Annotated in this window: 22 protein-coding genes; 4 read left to right on the top strand and 18 right to left on the bottom strand. The window is 68.4% G+C overall.

The window, feature by feature from the left end:
* Nucleotides 1-8: 8 nt before the first annotated feature.
* Nucleotides 9-1,421 carry an NAD(P)H-hydrate dehydratase gene (locus AC3A6P_RS09240; protein ID WP_487690973.1) on the bottom strand — a complete coding sequence of 471 codons (1,413 nt, stop codon included), beginning with the start codon at nt 1,419-1,421 and terminating at the stop codon, nt 9-11.
* A 76-nt stretch (nt 1,422-1,497) separates the two neighbouring features.
* On the opposite strand from AC3A6P_RS09240, the gene AC3A6P_RS09235 reads away from it, so the two are divergent.
* Nucleotides 1,498-1,884, top strand: coding sequence for a DUF4440 domain-containing protein (locus tag AC3A6P_RS09235; RefSeq protein ID WP_487690971.1), 387 nt, complete (start codon nt 1,498-1,500; stop codon nt 1,882-1,884).
* Here AC3A6P_RS09235 and AC3A6P_RS09230 read toward each other — a convergent pair.
* Nucleotides 1,875-2,783 (bottom strand): alpha/beta fold hydrolase, encoded by a 909-nt coding sequence (locus AC3A6P_RS09230; RefSeq protein WP_487690969.1) that lies wholly within the window; start codon nt 2,781-2,783, stop codon nt 1,875-1,877. The genes AC3A6P_RS09235 and AC3A6P_RS09230 overlap by 10 nt on opposite strands.
* 201 nt (nt 2,784-2,984) lie before the next feature.
* Here AC3A6P_RS09230 and AC3A6P_RS09225 point away from each other — a divergent pair, with 201 nt between their 5' ends.
* Nucleotides 2,985-3,377 carry a hypothetical protein gene (locus tag AC3A6P_RS09225; protein ID WP_487690968.1) on the top strand — a complete coding sequence of 131 codons (393 nt, stop codon included), beginning with the start codon at nt 2,985-2,987 and terminating at the stop codon, nt 3,375-3,377.
* A 116-nt stretch (nt 3,378-3,493) separates the two neighbouring features.
* Here AC3A6P_RS09225 and glmS read toward each other — a convergent pair whose 3' ends face one another.
* A complete protein-coding gene (gene glmS / locus AC3A6P_RS09220) occupies nt 3,494-5,362 on the bottom strand; it encodes a glutamine--fructose-6-phosphate transaminase (isomerizing) (RefSeq protein ID WP_487690966.1) in 1,869 nt (622 codons plus the stop codon).
* 66 nt (nt 5,363-5,428) lie between these two features.
* Between glmS and AC3A6P_RS09215 the strand changes: the two genes are divergently transcribed.
* Both AC3A6P_RS09215 and AC3A6P_RS09210 read left to right on the top strand, forming a co-directional pair.
* Nucleotides 5,429-6,271, top strand: a complete 843-nt coding sequence (locus tag AC3A6P_RS09215) for a dienelactone hydrolase family protein (RefSeq protein ID WP_487690964.1) — start codon at nt 5,429-5,431, stop codon at nt 6,269-6,271.
* Between the two features lie 41 nt (nt 6,272-6,312).
* A complete protein-coding gene (locus tag AC3A6P_RS09210) occupies nt 6,313-7,353 on the top strand; it encodes an LLM class F420-dependent oxidoreductase (protein ID WP_487690962.1) in 1,041 nt (346 codons plus the stop codon).
* Nucleotides 7,354-7,490: 137 nt separating this feature from the next.
* On the opposite strand, the gene AC3A6P_RS09205 is transcribed toward AC3A6P_RS09210, so the two are convergent.
* The 15 genes from AC3A6P_RS09205 to AC3A6P_RS09135 all read right to left on the bottom strand — a co-directional run bounded on the left by AC3A6P_RS09205 (nt 7,491) and on the right by AC3A6P_RS09135 (nt 19,886).
* On the bottom strand, nt 7,491-8,876 hold the full coding sequence (locus tag AC3A6P_RS09205; RefSeq protein WP_487690960.1) for a hypothetical protein: 1,386 nt from the start codon (nt 8,874-8,876) through the stop codon (nt 7,491-7,493).
* Between the two features lie 54 nt (nt 8,877-8,930).
* A complete protein-coding gene (locus AC3A6P_RS09200; RefSeq protein WP_487690958.1) occupies nt 8,931-9,227 on the bottom strand; it encodes a type VII secretion target in 297 nt (98 codons plus the stop codon).
* Between the two features lie 49 nt (nt 9,228-9,276).
* A complete protein-coding gene (gene glmM, locus AC3A6P_RS09195; RefSeq protein ID WP_487690956.1) occupies nt 9,277-10,614 on the bottom strand; it encodes a phosphoglucosamine mutase in 1,338 nt (445 codons plus the stop codon).
* An 80-nt stretch (nt 10,615-10,694) separates the two neighbouring features.
* Entirely contained in the window at nt 10,695-11,216 is a 522-nt protein-coding gene (locus tag AC3A6P_RS09190; RefSeq protein ID WP_487690954.1) for a hypothetical protein, read from the bottom strand.
* 148 nt (nt 11,217-11,364) lie between these two features.
* On the bottom strand, nt 11,365-11,832 hold the full coding sequence (locus AC3A6P_RS09185) for a hypothetical protein (protein ID WP_487690952.1): 468 nt from the start codon (nt 11,830-11,832) through the stop codon (nt 11,365-11,367).
* 219 nt (nt 11,833-12,051) lie between these two features.
* A complete protein-coding gene (locus tag AC3A6P_RS09180; protein WP_487690951.1) occupies nt 12,052-12,600 on the bottom strand; it encodes a hypothetical protein in 549 nt (182 codons plus the stop codon).
* 202 nt (nt 12,601-12,802) lie between these two features.
* The gene (locus AC3A6P_RS09175; protein WP_487690949.1) at nt 12,803-13,327 is read right to left on the bottom strand and encodes a hypothetical protein; all 525 of its coding nucleotides are present in this window, start codon (nt 13,325-13,327) and stop codon (nt 12,803-12,805) included.
* A gap of 181 nt (nt 13,328-13,508) precedes the next feature.
* Nucleotides 13,509-14,033: a hypothetical protein gene (locus AC3A6P_RS09170; protein WP_487690947.1), complete on the bottom strand. Its 525-nt coding sequence runs from the start codon at nt 14,031-14,033 to the stop codon at nt 13,509-13,511.
* 335 nt (nt 14,034-14,368) lie between these two features.
* Nucleotides 14,369-14,818, bottom strand: coding sequence for a 30S ribosomal protein S9 (rpsI, locus tag AC3A6P_RS09165; RefSeq protein WP_487691448.1), 450 nt, complete (start codon nt 14,816-14,818; stop codon nt 14,369-14,371).
* A gap of 59 nt (nt 14,819-14,877) precedes the next feature.
* Nucleotides 14,878-15,321 (bottom strand): 50S ribosomal protein L13, encoded by a 444-nt coding sequence (gene rplM / locus AC3A6P_RS09160; protein WP_487690945.1) that lies wholly within the window; start codon nt 15,319-15,321, stop codon nt 14,878-14,880.
* A gap of 283 nt (nt 15,322-15,604) precedes the next feature.
* A complete protein-coding gene (gene adh, locus AC3A6P_RS09155) occupies nt 15,605-17,128 on the bottom strand; it encodes an aldehyde dehydrogenase (RefSeq protein WP_487690943.1) in 1,524 nt (507 codons plus the stop codon).
* A gap of 141 nt (nt 17,129-17,269) precedes the next feature.
* Entirely contained in the window at nt 17,270-17,683 is a 414-nt protein-coding gene (locus AC3A6P_RS09150; RefSeq protein WP_487690941.1) for an STAS domain-containing protein, read from the bottom strand.
* 111 nt (nt 17,684-17,794) lie between these two features.
* Complete coding sequence (locus AC3A6P_RS09145; RefSeq protein ID WP_487690939.1) at nt 17,795-19,087, bottom strand: helix-turn-helix domain-containing protein; 1,293 nt, start codon at nt 19,085-19,087, stop codon at nt 17,795-17,797.
* Nucleotides 19,088-19,255: 168 nt separating this feature from the next.
* Complete coding sequence (locus tag AC3A6P_RS09140; protein WP_487690937.1) at nt 19,256-19,546, bottom strand: WXG100 family type VII secretion target; 291 nt, start codon at nt 19,544-19,546, stop codon at nt 19,256-19,258.
* Nucleotides 19,547-19,565: 19 nt separating this feature from the next.
* A complete protein-coding gene (locus tag AC3A6P_RS09135; RefSeq protein WP_487690935.1) occupies nt 19,566-19,886 on the bottom strand; it encodes a WXG100 family type VII secretion target in 321 nt (106 codons plus the stop codon).
* Nucleotides 19,887-19,929 lie beyond the last annotated feature (43 nt).

The following is a 19,929-nucleotide window of genomic DNA, read 5'->3' as shown; positions in this document are numbered from 1 at the left end:
CTTCCGAGTCAGAGGCTGGCGATCGAGGTACGTAGATGAGCGAGGATGCGCGAGGCCGACGTCGGCGCCCCGCGTGGGCCCGGATCGAGTGCCGACAGCCCGGCCGCGCGGGCGTGCACGAACGCCGCCGCGGCGGCCGCCTCCACCGGAGGAAGACCCGAGGCGAGCAGCGCGCCGATCACTCCGGACAGCACATCACCGGAACCGGCGGTGGCCGCCCAGGACTGCCCGGCCGGATTCAGGTAGACCGGGCCGCCCGCGTCGGCGATGACCGTGACGTTGCCCTTGAGCAGGACGGTCACCCCCAGGGTGTCCGCCAAGCGCCGGGCGGCGCCGATGCGGTCCTCACCCGGTTCGCGTCCGGCCAGCCGCTTGAACTCCCCGGCGTGCGGGGTGAGCACCGTGGGCGCGGTGCGGTTCTCCAGCAGTTCGGGATGCGCGGACAGGATGGTCAGCGCGTCGGCGTCGGCGATCACCGGCAGGTCGGTGTCGAGCGCGAAGGTCAGTGCCCGCGCGCCGTCCTCGTCGGTTCCCAGGCCGGGCCCGACCACCCATGACTGCACCCGCCCGGAAGAGGCCAGGTCTTTGGTGGCGATGACTTCCGGCCAGTGCGAGACCACTTCGGCGGCCGCCGTGCCCGCGTAGCGCACCATGCCGGAGGTGGCCGCCACCGCCGCGCCGGTGCACAGGATCGCCGCGCCGGGATAGGTGGCCGAGCCCGCCAGGATGCCGGTGACGCCCTGGGTGTACTTGTCGTCGGTGCGACCCGGGATGGGCCAGCGGTCGCGGACGTCGGCCGCCTCGAATCCGAGGACGTCGGTATCGGGCAGGTCCAATCCGATGTCGATGAGTTCGACGCGGCCGCAGTCGGCCAGCGCGTGTGCGGGTTTGAGTCCGCCGAATGTGACGGTGAGCGCGGCACGTACAGCGGGCCCCGGGGTGGCGCCGGTGTGGACGTCGACTCCGCTGGGGATGTCGACGGCGACGACGGGTGCGTCGGTGGACTCGAACACCGCGGCGGCGTTGGCACGCAGCGGGCCGGATCCGGAGATGCCGACCACCCCGTCGATCACCAGATCCGCAGTGGGAGAGAGCTTTTCGACGATACGTCCACCGGCCGCGCGGAACGCGCGCAGACCGGCGGCGTGGGCCCGCCCGGGGTCGAGCAGCACCGCCTCGGCGGCCACCCCGCGCCGGCGCAGCAACGTCGCCGCCCACAGTGCGTCGCCGCCGTTGTCACCGGAGCCGACGACAGCCGACACCATCCTGCCGGCCACTGCGCCGGTCCGGATCCTCAGTTCGCCGGCGATCGCGGTGGCCAAGCCGTGGGCTGCCCGCCGCATCAGTGCACCGTCGGGAAGGCCGGCCAGCAGCGGCGCTTCGGCCGCACGGATCACCTCCGCGGAGTAGTAGTGCCGCATCAGCCCTCTGGTCGTTGTGGTGTTCCTGGCGTGATTCCGCTCAGGTTACGTGCTCGACGCTGTTAACGTCCCGAGCATGGGCGCGTGTGGTCCTGCCGATCGGCTTCTCGAGGAGTTGGTGACGCTCGAGCAGCGCGGGTGGCAGTCACTGTGCGACGGCACCGGCGGCGACTTCTGCCGCGAGGTCCTGGCCGAGGACGCGCTGATGGAGTTGAGCAACGGCGTCATCATGGACCGCACCGCCGTCACCGCCACGCTGGCCAGGACTCCGCGGTGGTCCGGCTACGCGATCGTGGGCGCGCACCTGGTTTCGGTGGGCGCCCGATGTGCGGCGCTGGAGTACATCAGCACCGGGTATCCGCGCGAGAACTGCCGCGCGCTGGTGGGCACGGTCTGTTCGATGTATCGGCGCGGCGAGCACGGGTGGAAGCTCGTGTTGTGCCGGCACACCCGTCAGAGGTGAGACGCCTCCACCGCGCCCCAGAACCGGTGTGCCCGCTCGGCGATCTCCATCGGATACTCGCCGTTGATGGCGTGCGATGCCTGCGGCCAGATCTCGATCTCGCCGTGTCTCAAGACTTTTCGTGCGTGCGCGGCGGCACGCTCGGCGCGTAACACCACGCTGCGACCGGCCAGCAGCGCCAGCACCGGGATCTCGACGCTGCGCAGCTGCGCGTCGGTGAAGCGCGTCGGCGCCGGTAGCCGCAGCACGAAGTCGCTGGTTCCCGCCGAGATCAAGTCGGCCGCCTCGGCTGCCGCGCCGATGTCCGAGCCACCGGCGATCCAGCTCAACAGCCGCCGGCGCACCCACTGCGGCACCCCCGGCACCACCATCGGGATCGAGGCCGCCAGCATCGGCAGCGGGATGCGGTCGAAGGTCATCGCCGGATCCAGCAGGGTCAGCGACGCCGTGCGCCCCGGGCACCGCACGGCGTGGTTCACCGCCGCCCAGCCACCGATGGAGATGCCGCAGAGGTGCACGCGGTCCAGGCCCAGGCCGGTGAGAGTGTCGTCGAGCCAGCGCGCCTGATCGGCGGCGGCGGTGATCGGCGCGGTCTGCACCGACAGACCGGGCTCACCGAGCAGATCGAGGCAGTAGACGTCGCGGTGCTGCAGCAGCGGAGGCAGATTGGTGGCGTACACCGGGGTGGGGCCGTTGCGCCCGGGCAGCAGCAGAACCGGCGCACCGTCACCCCGGCCGGCGAAACGGTACACCCGCACCACGCCGAAACTGGTCGGCACGTCGCGGATCTCGGCCACCGGCGGCAGCGCGGCGAAGCACGACCGGTAACAGGTCAGGAAGTCGGCGAACGCCTCGGCGCTGCGGAAGTGCCCGATCCTGTCGTCGGCAGCGATCCGCACATCGGGAACGGCGAGGTCAAACGGAGCGTCGATGGGCCCAGTGTAAATCGACGCCGGCGCGTCCTCCCGGACGGCGACTCACCTCCCCGGCCTCGTCCCTCACCCGCCTCGGCGCCCGCCGCCACATCCTCCCGGACGGCGACTCACCTCCCCGGCCTCGTCCCTCACCCGCCTCGGCGCCCGCCGCCTAGACTCGCCCGCATGGTCTACGGCATGCCGCCACCACCACCGGCCCCGCGCAAACCACCGATTTCCGGTGTGGACATGGGCATTTCGATCACCGCCATGGTGCTGACCGTGGCGTTTGCGGCGTTTGCCGCGTTCATCGGGATATTCATGCTGGCATTCCTGGACACCTGCCCGCCGGCGACGTGCAGCGTCGAAGGTGCAATCGGCGCCGTCGGCGGCACCCTGCTGATCACCGCAGTCACCGGGGTCATCGGGATCACCGTGGCGATCATCCAACTCGTCCGGCGCAGCCTGGCCTGGCCGGTGGCGGTGGGCACATTGGTGCTGTGCATCCTGATCTGTGTGATCGGGATCAACGTCTTCGGGGCCGCCGTGGGCGCCGACGACGGGTGGCTGTTCGGGTAGCCGGCTGTCGGGCCTAGTTCCGCGACATATATGCGGTTGACCGCGCGACACGCCGCTGGGCTGTCGCCACGCACATATATGTGCCCAGCTGAGGGCCCCGCGCCGTCGTCCTCGGGCTATTCGACGGTGACAGACTTGGCCAGGTTGCGCGGCTTGTCCACGTCGTACCCGCGGGCCTGAGCCACTGCGGCGGCGAACACCTGCAGCGGAATGGTGGACAGCAGCGGCTGGAAAAGCGTTGACACCGCCGGGATCTCGATGAGGTGATCGGCATACGGCCGCACCGTCTCGTCACCTTCCTCGGCGATCACGATGGTCAGCGCACCGCGCGCCTGGATCTCGCGGATATTGCTCAGCAGCTTGGAATGCAGCATCGCGGCACCCTTGGGTGAGGGCATGACCACGATCACCGGCAGATCGTCCTCGATCAGCGCGATCGGGCCGTGCTTGAGCTCGCCGGCGGCGAAGCCTTCGGCGTGCATGTAGGCCAACTCTTTGAGCTTCAGCGCACCCTCGAGTGCCACCGGGTAACCGACGTGCCGGCCCAGGAACAGCACCGTCGACGACGACGCGAACCTCTTGGCCACCTCGTTGACCGGGCCCATCCGGGTCAACACCTCCGACACCAGATCCGGCATGGCCTCGAGCTCTTTGTATTCGCGCTCGACCTCATCGGGGTACTTGGTGCCGCGCGCCTGCGCCAACGCCAGGCCCACCAGGTAGTTCGCGGCCACCTGCGCCAGGAACGTCTTGGTGGAGGCCACGCCGATCTCCGGGCCGGCGCGGGTGTAGAGCACCGCATCACATTCGCGCGGGATCTGGCTGCCGTTGGTGTTGCAGATCGCCAGCACCTTGGCTTTCTGCTCCTTGGCGTGCCGCACCGCCTCCAGCGTGTCGGCGGTCTCGCCGGACTGGCTGATCGCGATCACCAGCGTGCTGCGGTCCAACACCGGGTCGCGGTAGCGGAACTCGCTGGCGAGCTCCACCTCGACCGGCAGCCGGGTCCAGTGCTCGATCGCGTATTTGGCCAGCAGCCCCGAGTGGTACGCGGTGCCGCAGGCGACGATGAACACCTTGTCGATTTCGCGCAGCTCCTGATCGGAGAGCCGCTGCTCGTCGAGAACGATGCGGTTGTCGACGAAATGCCCCAGCAGTGTGTCGGCGACGGCCGCGGGTTGCTCGGCGATCTCCTTGAGCATGAAGTACTCGTAGCCACCCTTTTCCGCGGCCGAGAGATCCCAGTCGATGTGGAAGACGCGGGCGTGAGCAGCGTCGTCGTTTCCCGAGAAATCGGTGATCGTGTAACTGTCGGCGGTGATCACGACGGCCTGATCCTGGCCCAGCTCGACGGCTTCGCGGGTGTATTCGATGAACGCCGCGACATCGGAGCCGACGAACATCTCGCCCTCGCCGATGCCGACCACCAGCGGGGTGGAGCGCCGGGCCGCCACGATGGTGCCGGGTTCGTCGGCGTTGGCGAACACCAGGGTGAAATGACCCTCCAGTCGGGGCAGCACGGCGTAGACCGACCGCACGAAGTCACCGGCGGTGGGACCGTCGTGGTAGGCCTTGGCGACCAGGTGAACGGCGACTTCGGTATCGGTGTCGCTGGCGAACTCGACACCCGCGGTTTCCAGCTCTTTGCGCAGGATGGCGTAGTTCTCGATGATGCCGTTGTGAACGACGGCGATCTTGCCCGCCGCGTCGCGATGCGGGTGTGCATTGCGATCGGTGGGCCGGCCGTGGGTGGCCCACCGGGTATGGCCCAGTCCCGTGGTGCCGGCCAGCGCCGCGGTGTCGGTTTCTTCCAACGCTCGTTGCAGGTTGGCCAGCCGGCCGGCACGCCGACGGACGGTCATCCCACCGTCACCGTCGAGCAGCGCCACCCCCGCGGAGTCATAACCGCGGTACTCCATCCGGCCCAGGGCGTCCACGACGACGCCGCGGGCGTGGCGCGTACCCACGTATCCGACGATTCCGCACATGAGGTACCAGGGTAGTCCAGCGGCCCGAGTCCACCTGTTTCAAATCGCCCGCTATAGGGTCTAGGCGTGGCCAGCACGAAGAAGCTCTTCGCCAAACTGCGTCGACGTGGACCCCATCGTGTTCTGCGCGGTGACCTGGCCTTCGCGGGGTTACCAGGGGTGGTGTACACACCGGAATCCGGACTGAATCTGCCCGGTGTGGCATTCGCCCACGATTGGCTCACACCTGCGCTCAGCTATGTCGGGACACTCGAACATCTGGCGTCTTGGGGCATCGTTGCGGCCGCCCCCGACACCGAAAAAGGAATCGCCCCGTCGGTGCTCAACCTGGCGTTCGACCTGGGGACCACGCTGGACATCGTCGCCGGTGTCCGGCTCGGGCCCGGGCAGATCAGCGTGCATCCGAACAAACTGGGCGTCACCGGGCACGGTTTCGGCGGCTCGGCCGCTGTGTTCGCCGCAGCCGGCGCCCCGGCCCGGGTAAAGGCCGTCGCGGCCCTGTTCCCGTCCAGCACGTCACCCCGAGCCGAGGAACCCGCCGCCGGGCTGAAGGCCCCCGGCTTGGTACTCAGCGCCCCAGGCGACCCGATGACGCTGCGTTCCAACGCCGTGGAGCTGTCCCGGGTGTGGGAGGCCGGCACGCTGCGAACCGTCAGCGGCGGGAAAGCGGGCGGTCTGGTGGAGGGACGGCGGCTGGCGCGCGCCGTCGGGCTCCCCGGCGCCGACCGGAGCACTCAGAAGATCGTGCGCGCACTGCTGACGGGCTTTCTGCTGTTCCATCTGACGGGCAACAAGGACTACGCCGAGTTCGGCGATCCCGAGGCGGTGTTGCCGAAGACCGAGTTGCCCGATCCGAACGAAGATCCGGTGGACTTGGAGAACAAGGTCATCGCACTGCTCAAGCCCTAGCGGGAATTGGCCAACCAACCGGTTGGGTGTATAACTCGTTCATGCGGACAGGCATCTTTCTGAGCTACGCCGGCGGCTTTCGTGAGGCCGCCGAACAAGTGGTCGAGTTCGAGAAGATCGGCGTCGACATCGCGCTGGTCGCCGAGGCCTACTCCTACGACGCCATCAGCCAGCTCGGCTATCTGGCCGCCAAGACCTCGACCATCGAGCTCGGCACCGGTGTTGTTCCCATCTACACCCGCACCCCCACCCTGCTGGGCATGACGGCCGCCGGGCTGGATTACGTGTCCGACGGCCGGTTCCGGCTGGGCCTCGGCACCTCCGGCCCGCAGGTGATGGAGGGCTTCCACGGTGTGCCGTTCGACGCACCGATGGGCCGCACCCGCGAGGTGGTGGAGATCTGCCGCCAGGTCTGGCGCCGAGAGAAGATCAACTACAACGGCAAGCACTACCAGATCCCGCTGCCCGAAGGCCAGGGCAGCGGCCTGGGTAAACCACTTCGGCTCATCAATCACCCTGTGCGCGAACGTATCCCGATCACGATTGCGGCGCTCGGACCCAAGAACGTGCAGCTGACAGCCGAGATCGCCGAGGGCTGGCAGCCGGTGTTCTTCTATCCCGAGAAGACCGACGACGTGTGGGGCGATTCCCTGCGGGCCGGTTACGCCAAGCGCGATCCCTCGCTGGGACCGTTGGACATCATGGTCTCGGCCAGCCTGGCCATCGGGGACAACGTGGAAGATCGATTGGCCTGGGCGAAGCCACAATTGGCCCTTTACATCGGCGGTATGGGCGCCCGCGGCCAGAACTTCTACCACAAGCTGGCCACCCGCTACGGCTACGAAGCCGAGGCCGACCGCATCCAGGACCTGTTCCTGGCAGGCCGCAAGGAAGAGGCCATCAACGCCGTGCCAGATGAGTTGGTGCGCAACGTGTCTCTGGTGGGGCCGCGGTCGTTCGTCAAGGAACGCCTGGCCGCCTACGCCGAGGCCGGGGTCACCACCATGCTGGTACACCCGCTGGCCTCCGACGAGCGCGAGGCCGTCGGCTTCGTCGAAGAACTCGTGTCGTTGACGTCCTAGAGTTCAAGCATTCGTGACCGAGTGTCACTACGGTGCGGGATTCTGGGCTGGAACCCGCCCTGTAGTGACACTCGCTTCACCGGGCGGCACCGAGATGCGACGGTCGGCACGCCGATGCAGCTTCAAGTGACCTTTCCTCACTCCCCCACCTGCGGCAGTTCGTCCGCGGCGATCTCACAGGGTGTCGCTGCCGGATCCGCCGGCGGGGGTGGCGGTACCGAAGCCGGCGGCTCAGCCACCTCGGTCTCGGGACAGTCGGGCGGCGGCGCATCGCCGGTGTCGGTATCGGTCGCAGCCTCCTCGACCACCGGCTCGCCGTCCGCCACGTCCTCGCCGGCCGCCGCTTCCTCCTCGCCTTCAGGATCTTCCTGTGCGTCTTCGTCGGGGGTCTCGTCCTCGAGCGCCTGGTCCTCGAGCGCCTGGTCCTCGAGCGCCTGGTCCTCGAGCGCCTGGTCCTCGAGCACTTGGTCGGGTTCGAGCTCCGGTGGATCAGCAAGGGCGGGCTCGGTGGGCGGCTCGCCCAGAGCCGGATTCGCGTCGAACAGACTTCCGAGACTCTCGGCGAAACGCCCGGGAAGCCCGGCAGCACCTCCGAGCGCATCCGGCAATCCCGACGCCATGCCGCCCACCGGCGGCATGGCGGCACCCAACGGATCTGGTTGTGGTATCGCGGAGTTGGGCGCCGCTAGGGGTGGAGCCGGCTCGCCGGGCAGTGTCGGCGCCGGCGTTGCGGCCGCCGGCTCGGTGAACGACAACGGTGCCGGTGTTGCCGCCGCCGGCTGACCGAAGGCCATCGGTGTCGGTGCTGCCGCCGCCGGCACGGTCACCACAGCAGGTGACACTCCCGCCGCGCTCGGCGGCGTCACCGGAACGGGCCCGGGACCGAGGTCGCCCGGGATGTCGAAGCGGGCACCGGTGCGCGAGGCCACCGCGTCAACCGCCTCGCGATAGACCGATCCCAGGGCATCCAGGGACGCACGCATGGCGGGAACCCACTGACCGGCGATCACCGTGTCCACATACGGCGTGATCTCGCTGTCGACAACGTGATTGGCCTCCTCGGCTGTGGCACCTCCCGCCACCACCGCCCGTGCCGCCGTCAACCACCCTGCCCGTTGCGACGACGTGCGGTCATCGATCGACACCGTGGTGTCCACCTTGTCGCCGACGATTCGCCACAGTTCGTCACGCAGCCGCTCGGCGGCGGCCACCGCCGTCTCGGCCGCCGCCGTGACCCTGGCCGCACTGTCCGCATGTCGGCGCAGGAAATCCATTGCCGCACTGGCGCCTTCGCCATCCCAGGCCCCGTCCATCGCGGCGATCTGCGTGCGCACGCACTCAAGGGCCGCACCTGCTTGCTGCGCCACCGATCTCAGCACCCCACAATCGGCGTCGAGCAACCGCAGGTCGAGCCCGTCCTCGGTGCGAAACCAGTCCTGCACCTGTGCGCTGTGCTGGGTCAGATCGGGATGGTGATAGCCGCGCAGCGCACACGCGCGCACGTATGTCTGCGTGTTGTCCACTGCGGCAGCACCTTCGGCCAATCTTCCGGCGACATCAAACGACGCGGACATGGGTCAGGACATCCCGTCGGCGGCCGCCTGATCGGCGTCGCGGTACCGGCGGGCACCCACCCGCAGCGTGGTGCCGATCTCGGCCGCGGCACGCCCCCACGCCGTGAGGTCGGTCAGCACCGCCTCGACGGCCCGGCGCCACTGGTCTCCGTGTCCGGCGTGCGCACGTCCTGCCGACGCGCCGTCGAACCCGAGACGGCCGCGCGCAGCCCGCTCGGTCAGGACGACGGCGTCGTCGAATCGGTGTGCAATGGTGTCGAGCGCGGCGACGTCGACCCTGGCGGTCTGTGTAATCCCCATGCCTCACTTAGTCGTGAGGCCCGGCGAAACGGTTCCCGCCGGCGGCGGATCAGTTCTGCTCGCTCACCGATTCGGCAACCCGCACCGCCAGCTGGCGTGCGGTGTCCTCATCGGCGGCCTCGACCATCACCCGCACCAGTTGCTCGGTTCCCGACGGTCGCAGGAGGATCCGGCCGGTGTCACCGAGCTCGGCCTCGGCCTCGGCGACCGCGTTCTGCACACCCGGCGCGGCGGCCACGGTGGTCTTGTCGGTGACCTCGACGTTGATCAACACCTGGGGCAGCGTCTGCATCGGTGCGGCGAGCTCGGCCAGCGGCTTCTGCGTCTGCGCCATTCGCGACATCAGCCGCAGCCCCGTGACGATGCCGTCGCCGGTGGTGCCATAGGCGGGTAAGACGATGTGTCCGGACTGCTCACCGCCGAGGGTGTACTCACCGGCCCGCAGCTCCTCCAGCACATACCGGTCACCCACCCCGGTGGTGCGCACCACGATGCCGGCATCGCGCATGGCCATGTGCAGACCCTGGTTGCTCATCACGGTGGCCACCAGGGTGTTCGACGCCAGTTCGTCGGCCTCCTGCATGGCCAACGCCAGCACCACCATGATCGCGTCACCGTCGATGATCTGGCCGTCGGCGCCGACGGCCAGACAGCGGTCGGCATCGCCGTCGTGCGCCAGGCCCAGGTCGGCGCCGTGCACGCGCACCGCTTCCCGGAGGGCGTCCATGTGGGTGGAACCGCAGTCGGCGTTGATGTTGAGCCCGTTGGGTTCGGCGTTGAGCGCGATGACCGTGGCGCCGGCGGCGCGGTAGGCACGGGGCGCGGCGGTGAACGCCGCACCGTGGGCGCAGTCGACGACGACGGTGATGCCGTCCAGCGGTGCCGAGACCGCCTTGCTGACGTGGCGTAGGTACCGGTCGAGGGCGTCTTCGGCGTCGAGGACACGTCCGATACCGGCCCCGACCGGACGCTCCCCCGGGCCCGAGGACACCAGTTCGGCGATCCGGTCCTCGGCGGCGTCGTCGAGTTTGTGGCCACCGGGGCCGAAGATCTTGATGCCGTTGTCGGGCATCGGGTTGTGCGAGGCCGAGATCATCACGCCGAAATCGGCGTCGTAGGCATTGGTCAGGTACGCCACCGCCGGGGTCGGCAGCACGCCCACCCGCAGCGCGTCGACACCCTCACTGGCCAGGCCGGCGATCACCGCGGCCTCCAGCATCTCACCGCTGGCCCTGGGATCACGCCCCACCACGGCCACCTGCCGTCTCGCCGGACCGGACCGCCCGAGTCGCCGCGCCGCGGCGGAACCGAGCGCGACGGCGAGTTCGGCGGTCAGGTCACGGTTGGCGACTCCGCGCACCCCGTCGGTACCGAAAAGTCGAGCCATGGACCCCAACATCTCACATTCGGGGGTCCGGGAGCCAACTGCCGCACCGGACCGAGGGGCGGTGAATCAACCGATCACGATCAGTTGTAGCCGGGGTTGTTCGGTTCCGGCTTGTCGGCGCCTTCCGGAACGTCGGGCGGTTCACCTGCACCGGCGCCGGATGTGTCACCCTCGATCCCCTCCGGCGGCGCAGGTGGGGCCGGCTCTTCGGGGGCTCCGGTGCCGGCCTCGGTGCCAGGCACCACCGGCGACGTCTCCATGGCCGGCGGTCCGTTCTGGACCAGCACCACATCGCCCTCGGCGCTTGTGCAGGCCGTTTGGCTGGCCCCGGTGGCGTCGACCTGCGCGACAACGGCGCTGACGACGGCATCCGGAAGTGCGCAGCTACCGGCGACCGATTGCGTGGCCTGGGCGACGGGCACGCTGTCGAGCAGCACCGTGCCCCCGACGACCACGTTGACCAGGCCATCCGGACCCGGCGGCGGCGGTGGCGGTGGTTCGGCCTGCGCCAACCCGAGCCCGGCGGTGACAACCAGCGAACCGCCGATGACGGTGCCGACTGCAGCCCGTGCGAGATGTGATCGGAAATTCCGGGAATCCATCAGTTACCCCTTCCGCCATGCAACGTTGCGGTCCGGTGATACCCGGCGGGCGTCCGCATCGGCGTAAGGAGTAGCGGGCGTCCGCCCTTACCTCAGAGCAGTTGACGCCTTCGCAGAATCTCAAACCCGCGAGCCGCGGAAGTGGGTGTCAGTTCTCGCTGGACATGTTGTCGGGTTCGGTCGGCAGGCTTCCGGTGATCGGCGCGGGGCCGTCGGGTTCGCTGCCGCCACCGGATCCGAAGGACGCCGATGTGCCCGGGACAACTGGCGACTTCTCCATCGCGGGCGGGAGGTTCTGGACAAGCACCACATCACCACCCGACCGGCCCGAGCACGCCGTCTGGCTGCCGCCCGCCGCGTCCACCGCAGCGACCATCGCGTCGACGGCCGGGGCCGACAGCGCACACATGCTCGTGACGGCCTGCACCGCCTGCGAGTCGGGGACACTGTCGAGGACCGTCGCCCCACCCACCACGACATTCACCATCCCGTCAGACCCGGGCGGCGGTGGCGGCACCGGCAGAGCCTGCGCTGTGCCCATTCCTGCCGTCGCCATCAGCGTCCCGCCGAACACGGCGGCCACTGCGGCGGTCTTCATTCTGTTGCCGATGCTCATCGGTGACACCTTCCACTCGAGTGGCGGTCCGGTAGGCCTCACCGAGTTCGGCGCAGCCGGCGGCAGTCCCCCGGCTGCCGACGTCGCGATGACGTCCGCTCCTCAATTCTGTTGACTCCGCAGGCAATCGGAAACCCGTGGACCGCGATCCACAGATGGTTCACAACCAAAACACCGCTCACACCCAGGGGCGCGAGCGGTGTTCGGAGTGACCGGCTATCAGATCGGATCCCAAGTGGCGCCGATGCTTTCATCGGCCGCGGGCGAACCGGGCTCTTCCTCTTCCTCGGGCGGCGGCTCGGCTGCACCGGCACCCGTACTGTCACCCTCGGCGCTCTCCGCGGAGCCGGGCGGAACAGGTGCAGCCGGTTCGGCCGACGGGTCCACGGCCGTCTCGGCCGGGCCACCCGGCACCGTCGGCGACGGCGCCTCGGCGCTGATGTTCTGTGCGACAACAACGTCGCCGGCAGGCAGACCGGCACACGCGACCTGGCTACCGCCCAGAGCGTCGACCTGTTGGGCCAACCCCAGGGCGTTCGGTGCCGCGGGCCCACACAATTGCGCGATCGCACTTGCGGCCTCGGCGGTGGCCACGCTGTCGACGACGGTGGTGGCGCCCTGGGTGACAGTCACCAGATCGTCGGGGGTCGGAGGCGGAGGCGGCGCCGGCTCCGCCCCTGCCACTCCCAGACCGGCGGAGAAAAGCAGTGCGCCACCGAAAACTGTTCCTACAGCGGCGTTCTTGAAGTTCTTGCTGACAGCACTCATCAGAGATCCCTTCCGATTTCGCGACGTAGCGATCCGTTGACGCGCAAGGCATTTCGCTCGCGCCCGGGAGGCAGAGCTTTACACTGCCGGCGCCGGTGTGACGCCCGCTTGGTGATCTTGTTGACGCCTCGCCGGATTCTCAAACCCCCCGAAATCAATCGCCGCCCGCATCACAGGATGCGGGCGGCAAGAGACACCGAGATCATTCCTCTTCGTCGGTGGTCAGCCCTTCATCCTCGCCGACCTGCTGATCTCCCCCGATGCCGAAGTCGGGGTCGGCGGTGGGGTTGGGCGCCTGGGCGGGTGCGCCACCTTCGGCGGAGCCGGGGGGCACGTCGGCCGCCGGTTCCTGAGCGGGGCCTTGCCCAGGGAAGACCGGCGATGGGGCAGCGCCGCCGTTCTGCACGATCAGCACATCACCGGCGGGGAGTCCGGCGCACGCCACCTGGCTGCCACCTTCGATGTCGACCTGCTGAGCCAGGCTCAGCGCATTCGGGGCGTTCGCCCCGCACAGATCCGCCACCACTCCGACGGCTTGATCGATGGCTACGCCATCCGCTACTGCGGTGTCGCCCTGGGTGACGGTCACCAGACCGTCGGGTGCGGGCGCCGGCGGCGCCGGAGAGGGCTCGGCACCCGCGACGCCGAGTCCTGCGGTGAACAGCAGCGATCCACCGAACACGGCACCTACGGCGGCTGTCTTGAAGTTCTTCCTGATGCTGATCATCAGTCACCTCTTCTTGCTTGCGATCTCGCCACAGCCGTGATGTGCAGCTATGGCGATTCGAGTGCCGGCGTTGGGTTCACGCCAACCGGACGAGGTCGGTGTTACCCCGCTCGAAGCGCTCAAACCCGGACACAGTCACCGCCCGCACCCTGGGTGGGTACGGGCGGTGAACCGGCGTCAGTTATCCGGCGTCTTCTTCGCCTTCAGCGGCCGGCGGCTCAGCCGCGCCCGCGCCGCTGGTGTCGCCCTCGGCGCTCTCGGCGGAGCCGGTCGGAGCCTCGGCGGCGCCGCCTTCGGCGCTGCCCGCGCTACCTTCGGCCGAGCCTTCGCCCGCGCTGTCGGATTCGGTCTCCGGGAACACCGGTGACGGCGTTTCAGCGATCACGTTCTGCGTCAGCACCAGGTCACCGCCCGGCAGCCCCGCGCAGACCGTCTGGTTGACGCCCTGGGTGTCCACCTGCTGAGCCAGCACGTTGACATCGGTGGCAGCAGTGCCGCAGATCGCGGCGCTGGCGTTACTGGCGACGTCGGCCGGCACGCTGTCGAGGATGGTGGTGCCACCCACGGTGACGTTGACCAGGCCGTCGGGCACCGGAGCCGGTACCGGCTCGGCGCCTGCAATGCCCATGCCCGCGGTGAACAGCAGCGAGCCCCCGAACAAGGTGCCCACGGCGGCAGTCTTGAAGTTCTTACTGATTACCTTCATCAGGTACCCCTTCCGAATCGCGAAGCCACGGTCCGGACGCACGAGCGACGTGCTCGGTTCCGGAGGCAGAATCTCTGCCGACGTGACTTAGACGCCCGCGCTTCCGGATCTGAGGCTGTCTCATCCCGGGGCGGAAACTCAACCACCGATCACACAGTGGCCGCGATGGGTGCGGCGCGCTAAGTAACTGTCTTTGGCGACATCGCAGGGCAGCCAGGTGCGGCGATTTCCTGAGATTGTGGTGTGTGACAGGTCACACTTGGGTGTTACTCCCCCGAAACGACGATCGCCGAGCACGTTGACACGTGCTCGGCGACCATCTCGAACTCTTTGGATCAGCGCTTCGAGTACTGAGGCGCCTTACGGGCCTTCTTGAGGCCGTACTTCTTACGCTCGATCGCACGCGGATCGCGGGTCAGGAAGCCGGCCTTCTTCAGCGCCGGACGATCCTCGGGGGTGACCAGGATCAGCGCTCGGGCGATGGCCAGACGCAGCGCGCCGGCCTGGCCGGACGGCCCGCCACCATCGAGGTGAGCGAAGATGTCGAAGCTCTCCAGGCGATCGACGGTCACCAGCGGAGCCTTGATCAGCTGCTGGTGCACCTTGTTCGGGAAGTACGCCTCGAGGGTGCGGCCATCGAGATCGAACTTGCCGGTGCCCGGAACCAGACGCACCCGGACGACGGCTTCCTTACGGCGGCCGACGGTCTGGATGGGACGGTCGATGTAGATGGGCTCGCGCGCCACTGCGTCATCGTCGTACGACGCGGCGACCTCTTCCGTCACGAACGCTTCATCGGCAACGACGTCGGCGCTGAAGTCTTCTGTGGTGTCGGTGGTTTCGGTCACTGGCTCACCTGCTTGATTTCGAACGGAATCGGCTGCTGAGCGGCGTGCGGATGATCCGGGCCGGCGTAAACGCGCAGCTTCTTCTGGATCTGGCGGCTCAGCTTGTTGTGCGGGAGCATCCCGACGATGGCCCGCTCGACCACGCGGTCGGCGTGCTTGGCCATCTCATCGCCCAGCGAGCGTGCGCGCAGACCGCCCGGGAAACCCGAGTGGCGGTAGGCGAACTTCGTCTGGAGCTTGTCACCGCTGACGGCGATCTTGTCGGCGTTGATGACGATCACGAAATCGCCACCATCGACATTGGGGGTGAATGTCGGCTTGTGCTTGCCGCGGAGCAGCTTGGCTGCTTCGACGGCGAGCCGGCCGAGCACCACATCCGTGGCATCGATGACATACCACGAACTGGTGGTGTCACCTGCCTTCGGCGTGTACGTAGGCACAGCGCTTACCTTCTCTTCTCGGGCCCTCACGGGCTTGTGGATCCCGGAAACCGGGCGTCGGCCAGGCGAAGCGGTGAACACTTCCGGCGACCGACACTGACCCGGAAGCGACGCGTTCCCGGAGAGTCCGGGCGTACCGCACGCCGACGGAGCAGCTTACCTGTGCGTGTCGGTGCAGGTCAAAACGCCGATCGGGCGGGCGCTCCCGGGGAGGAGAGCACCCGCCCGATCTTGGGCGAGGACGGTGGAAAGGGGATCCGTACTCGCCGATGGGCTTCCTTGATCAGAAGAAGCCCAGAGCGTTGTCGCTGTAGCTCACCAGCAGGTTCTTGGTCTGCTGGTAGTGATCGAGCATCATCTTGTGGTTCTCGCGGCCGATACCGGACTGCTTGTAACCACCGAACGCGGCGTGCGCGGGGTACTGGTGGTAGCAGTTGGTCCACACCCGGCCGGCTTTGATGTCACGGCCGGCCCGGTAGGCGGTGTTGCCGTTGCGGGACCACACGCCGGCGCCCAAGCCGTAGAGGGTGTCGTTGGCGATGGAGATCGCCTCGTCGTAGTCCTTGAACGACGTCACCGCGACCACCGGACCGAAGATCTCTTCCTGGAAGATCCGCATCTTGTTGTGGCCGGTGAAGATGGTCGGCGCCACGTAGTAACCGCCGTTGAGGTCACCGCCGAGCTGGGCACGCTCACCTCCGGTGACCACCTGGGCACCTTCGCTCTTGCCGATCTCGATGTAGGACAGGATCTTCTCGAGCTGATCGTTGGAGGCCTGGGCGCCGATCATGGTCTCGGTGTCCAGCGGGTCGCCCTGGCGCACTGCCTTGGTGCGAATCGCGGCCAGAGCCAGGAACTCGTCGTAGATATCGGCCTGGATCAGCGAGCGCGACGGGCAGGTGCACACCTCGCCCTGGTTGAGGGCGAACATCGTGAAGCCCTCGAGCGCCTTGTCCTGGTAGTTGTCGGCGGCGGCCAGCACATCGCTGAAGAAGATGTTCGGGCTCTTGCCGCCGAGTTCCAGGGTGACCGGGATCAGGTTCTGCGAGGCGTACTGCATGATCAGCCGGCCCGTGGTGGTCTCGCCGGTGAAGGCGATCTTGGCGATCCGGTTGCTGGAGGCCAGCGGCTTGCCGGCCTCGACACCGAAGCCGTTCACCACGTTGAGCACACCGGCGGGCAGCAGGTCGCCGATCAACGACACCAGGTACAGGATCGAGGCCGGGGTCTGCTCGGCGGGCTTGAGCACCACGGCATTTCCGGCGGCCAGTGCCGGAGCCAGCTTCCACACCGCCATCAGGATCGGGAAGTTCCACGGGATGATCTGGCCGACGACGCCGAGCGGCTCGTGGAAGTGGTAGGCCACCGTGTCGTCGTCGATCTCCGACAGCGAACCTTCCTGGGCGCGGATCGCGCCGGCGAAGTACCGGAAGTGGTCGACGGCCAGCGGGATGTCGGCGGCCAGGGTCTCCCGGATCGGCTTGCCGTTGTCCCATGATTCGGCGACGGCGATGGAGTCGAGGTTCTCTTCGATGCGGTCGGCGATCTTGTTGAGGATCAGCGCACGCTCGGCGGCCGAGGTCTTACCCCAGGCGGGGGCGGCGGCGTGAGCGGCGTCGAGGGCCTTCTCGATATCGGATTCGTCGGAGCGGGCCACCTCGCAGAACACCTCACCGGTGACGGGGGTGGGGTTCTGGAAGTAACGGCCCGCGTTCGGCGGCACCCATTCGCCGCCGATGTAGTTGTCATAGCGTGCGTCGAAGGACATCAGCGCGCCGTCGGCACCTGGCCGGGCGTAGGTGGTCATCGATTCATCTCCTACCGTCTGCTGCTCCCCCAGCTGAAATCAGCTGTCAGTGAGTCACGAATGTGTCGTGCGTCACCACGGTAAGAGTTGAACCGTTGCACCACAGTTGCATCGTCGCGAACCCGGCCAGAATCGCTGTGATCAGGCGGGTTCGGCGAGTTCCTGGGCCTCGGTCAGCGGGATCAGCGAGGCGGGGTCGCACAGTTGCAGCACCCGGTGCACCGCCGGACTGGGGAGCACCGCCCAAGAAGCCCCGCACCGCATGACCAACGCGTTGACCGCGTGCAGGGCCGTGCATCCGTCGACGGCCAGAAAGTCCAGCTCGGACAGGTCGACGGTGATGTCGCGCCCCGGGCCGGCATCGGCGATCAGAGCACATACCTGGTCGGCGAAGGCCTTGGCGTTCTTCGCGTCGACCTCACCCACCGCGGCGATGACGAGTTCCGAGGTCACCGCGTGGTCGAGGCGGGTGACTACCAGGGGTGTCGAGCGCGTGGCCCGGCGTGACCGCAGGGCGCAGTCATCCTGCACACCTTGGAGGTACGTGACCGTCACCGTGATTCCACCACTCGATAAGTGCTGCTCAGGCCGATTTGGCCGGTGGGTTACCCCAATTTCGAATTCATCAAACCTGATCGCGAGAATTCGGGCACTTCACCACGCGGGTCAGCTGAGTTCGTAGTCGATGCCGGCCAGGTGCCCGCCTGCTTGAGCGCGGCGCAGCGGATCGATCACCGCGCTGTCGCGCAGCACCCGCCACCCGTCGCGGTCATCGCGGCCCTCCGGCGATTCCAGCCACCGCCGCAGCAGGTCCGTCCGCCCACGTGCCGCCTCGGCCAGCACCGCTCCGCGCAGCGACGCGGACAGCTGGGTACGCAGCCGGGCGATGGCCGGTGACGCCGACTGCGGTAGCAGCGGCCCCTGGTATCGGGCCAGCGCCGACTCCACGTCACCGGCGTCGAGCGCATCGAAGATCTCGCCGATGTCGGAGGTCACCGGCACCAGCAGCTTGTAGGGACGTGAGGTGAGGTGCTCGGGCCCGATCACCTTTCGCAGCCGCGACATCTCGGCACGGACGGTGACGACGTCGAGGTCCTTGTCGTCGAGCAGTACTGCGAGATGGTCGGCGGACAGCCCTTCCGGGTGGCGGCTGAGCAGCACCAGGATGTCGGCGTGGCGTCCGGTGAGTCCGGTGGCCCGCAGATGGCCGAGGTCATCGGTGGTGACCCAGCGTGGCCGCTCGGCCCCGAGCACCACCAGATGCGGTTTGCGCGCCGCTGGTTCGGGCGTGGTGTTGCCGGTGAGCCGCAACAGCGCCAGGTGGCTCTCGACGGCCACCACCGTCGCCCGCACCAGGGCCAGCGTCTGTGGGGAGGCCACCTCGGCACCGCCGGTCAGGTCGATCGCACCCAGCAGCGCGCCGGTGCTGGGGTCGTGGACCGGTGCCGCGGTGCAACTCCAGGGCTGGACGACGCGGGAGAAATGTTCGCCACCGCGGATCTGCAGTTCCCGGTCCAGTGCCAGCGCGGTGCCCGGGGCGTTGGTGCCGGCTCCCCGTTCGCTCCAGTCGGCGCCGGGCAGGAAATTCATGGCCTCGGCTTTACGACGCATCACCGGGTCGCCTTCCACCCACAGCAGCGTGCCGTCGGCGGCGCTGACCGCCACCACCACGCCCGAGTCGACGGCGTCATCGACGAGCAGGCGCCGGATCACCGGCAGCGCGGGTGCCAAGGGGTGGGTCTCGCGCAGGCGGGCCACCGTGAGCGCCACCGACGACTGCCGGGCACCGCCGAGGTCGGGGTCGACGCCGCCGGCCAGGCTGCGCCGCCAACTCTCGGCCACCACCGGCCGCACCTGGTTGGCGTCGAGGTAGGTGGCGTCGACCTCACCGGCGACGAATCTTTCGTGCACAGCAAGAAGCGTCCGGGCTGCTACCCGGTCGCGCGAATCCTGTGTCATGTCCACCGGCGATCACCGTTCCCTTGGCGAGTGCCACGTCCTCGGACTCGCCGTGTGCCGCCACCCTATCCGTTCGGCGAGCCACTGCGCAGCCACTTGTTCCCGGGCGGTTGCTGTGCGGCCCCGCAGGGCTCTCCATTCCCCGCAGGGCCGCACAGGTTCGTGGTGTCACCGCCAGGCGTTGGCCGCCGCCCGGTCGGTGTCAGCGACGTGTCCGGCGCCCTGGGCGACGGCGTTGCCGAGCCGCATCAGGATGTCGTTGAGCGCCGCTGCGGACTGACGCCAGGCGGTCTGCTGCACGAGGTAGGCCTGCGCCGCTTCCCGGGTCCAGACCTGCTGTAGCGGGGCGATCCGCGCGGTCAGGTCGTCGAGGGCGGCATTGAGCCGCGTCGCGGTGGTCTGGATCTCCTGCCGCACGGCGAGGTCGATCTCGTTGAAGTCGTAGCTGATCTGGTCCATGGGTGCTCTCCTCGGTGGGTCAGGGACGGAGCTCGGAGGCCACGGCGGCGATCTGTTGCGCGTGCTGGTGGCCGGCTTCGTTCAGCGTCTGCTCGTTGTGCCGGATTGTCGCGGCGATGTTGTCCAATGCGTGGCACAGCTTGACGGTTTCGGCATTCCAGCGCTGCACCACGTCTTGGAAGCGGGTGGCCGCCATCCCACCCCACACCGAGGGCGGGACCGCCGACAGTCTGCCGATGCAGCCCTGCAGCAGTGTCCGTATCTCCGCGCAGCGGGCGTCGGTGGTGTCGGCAGCAGCGCGCATCAGCGCGAAATCTGTGGTCAGCGAGGCGTTGGTCATCGGCGGTCTCCTTCAGCGTGTCGGTGCTGTTTCTCTGTTCGTC

Source organism: Mycobacterium sp. Soil_C_30 (genome assembly GCF_057656995.1).
The sequence above is the reverse complement of the archived record's forward strand: the minus strand, read 5'-3'. Positions and strand labels throughout refer to the sequence as shown.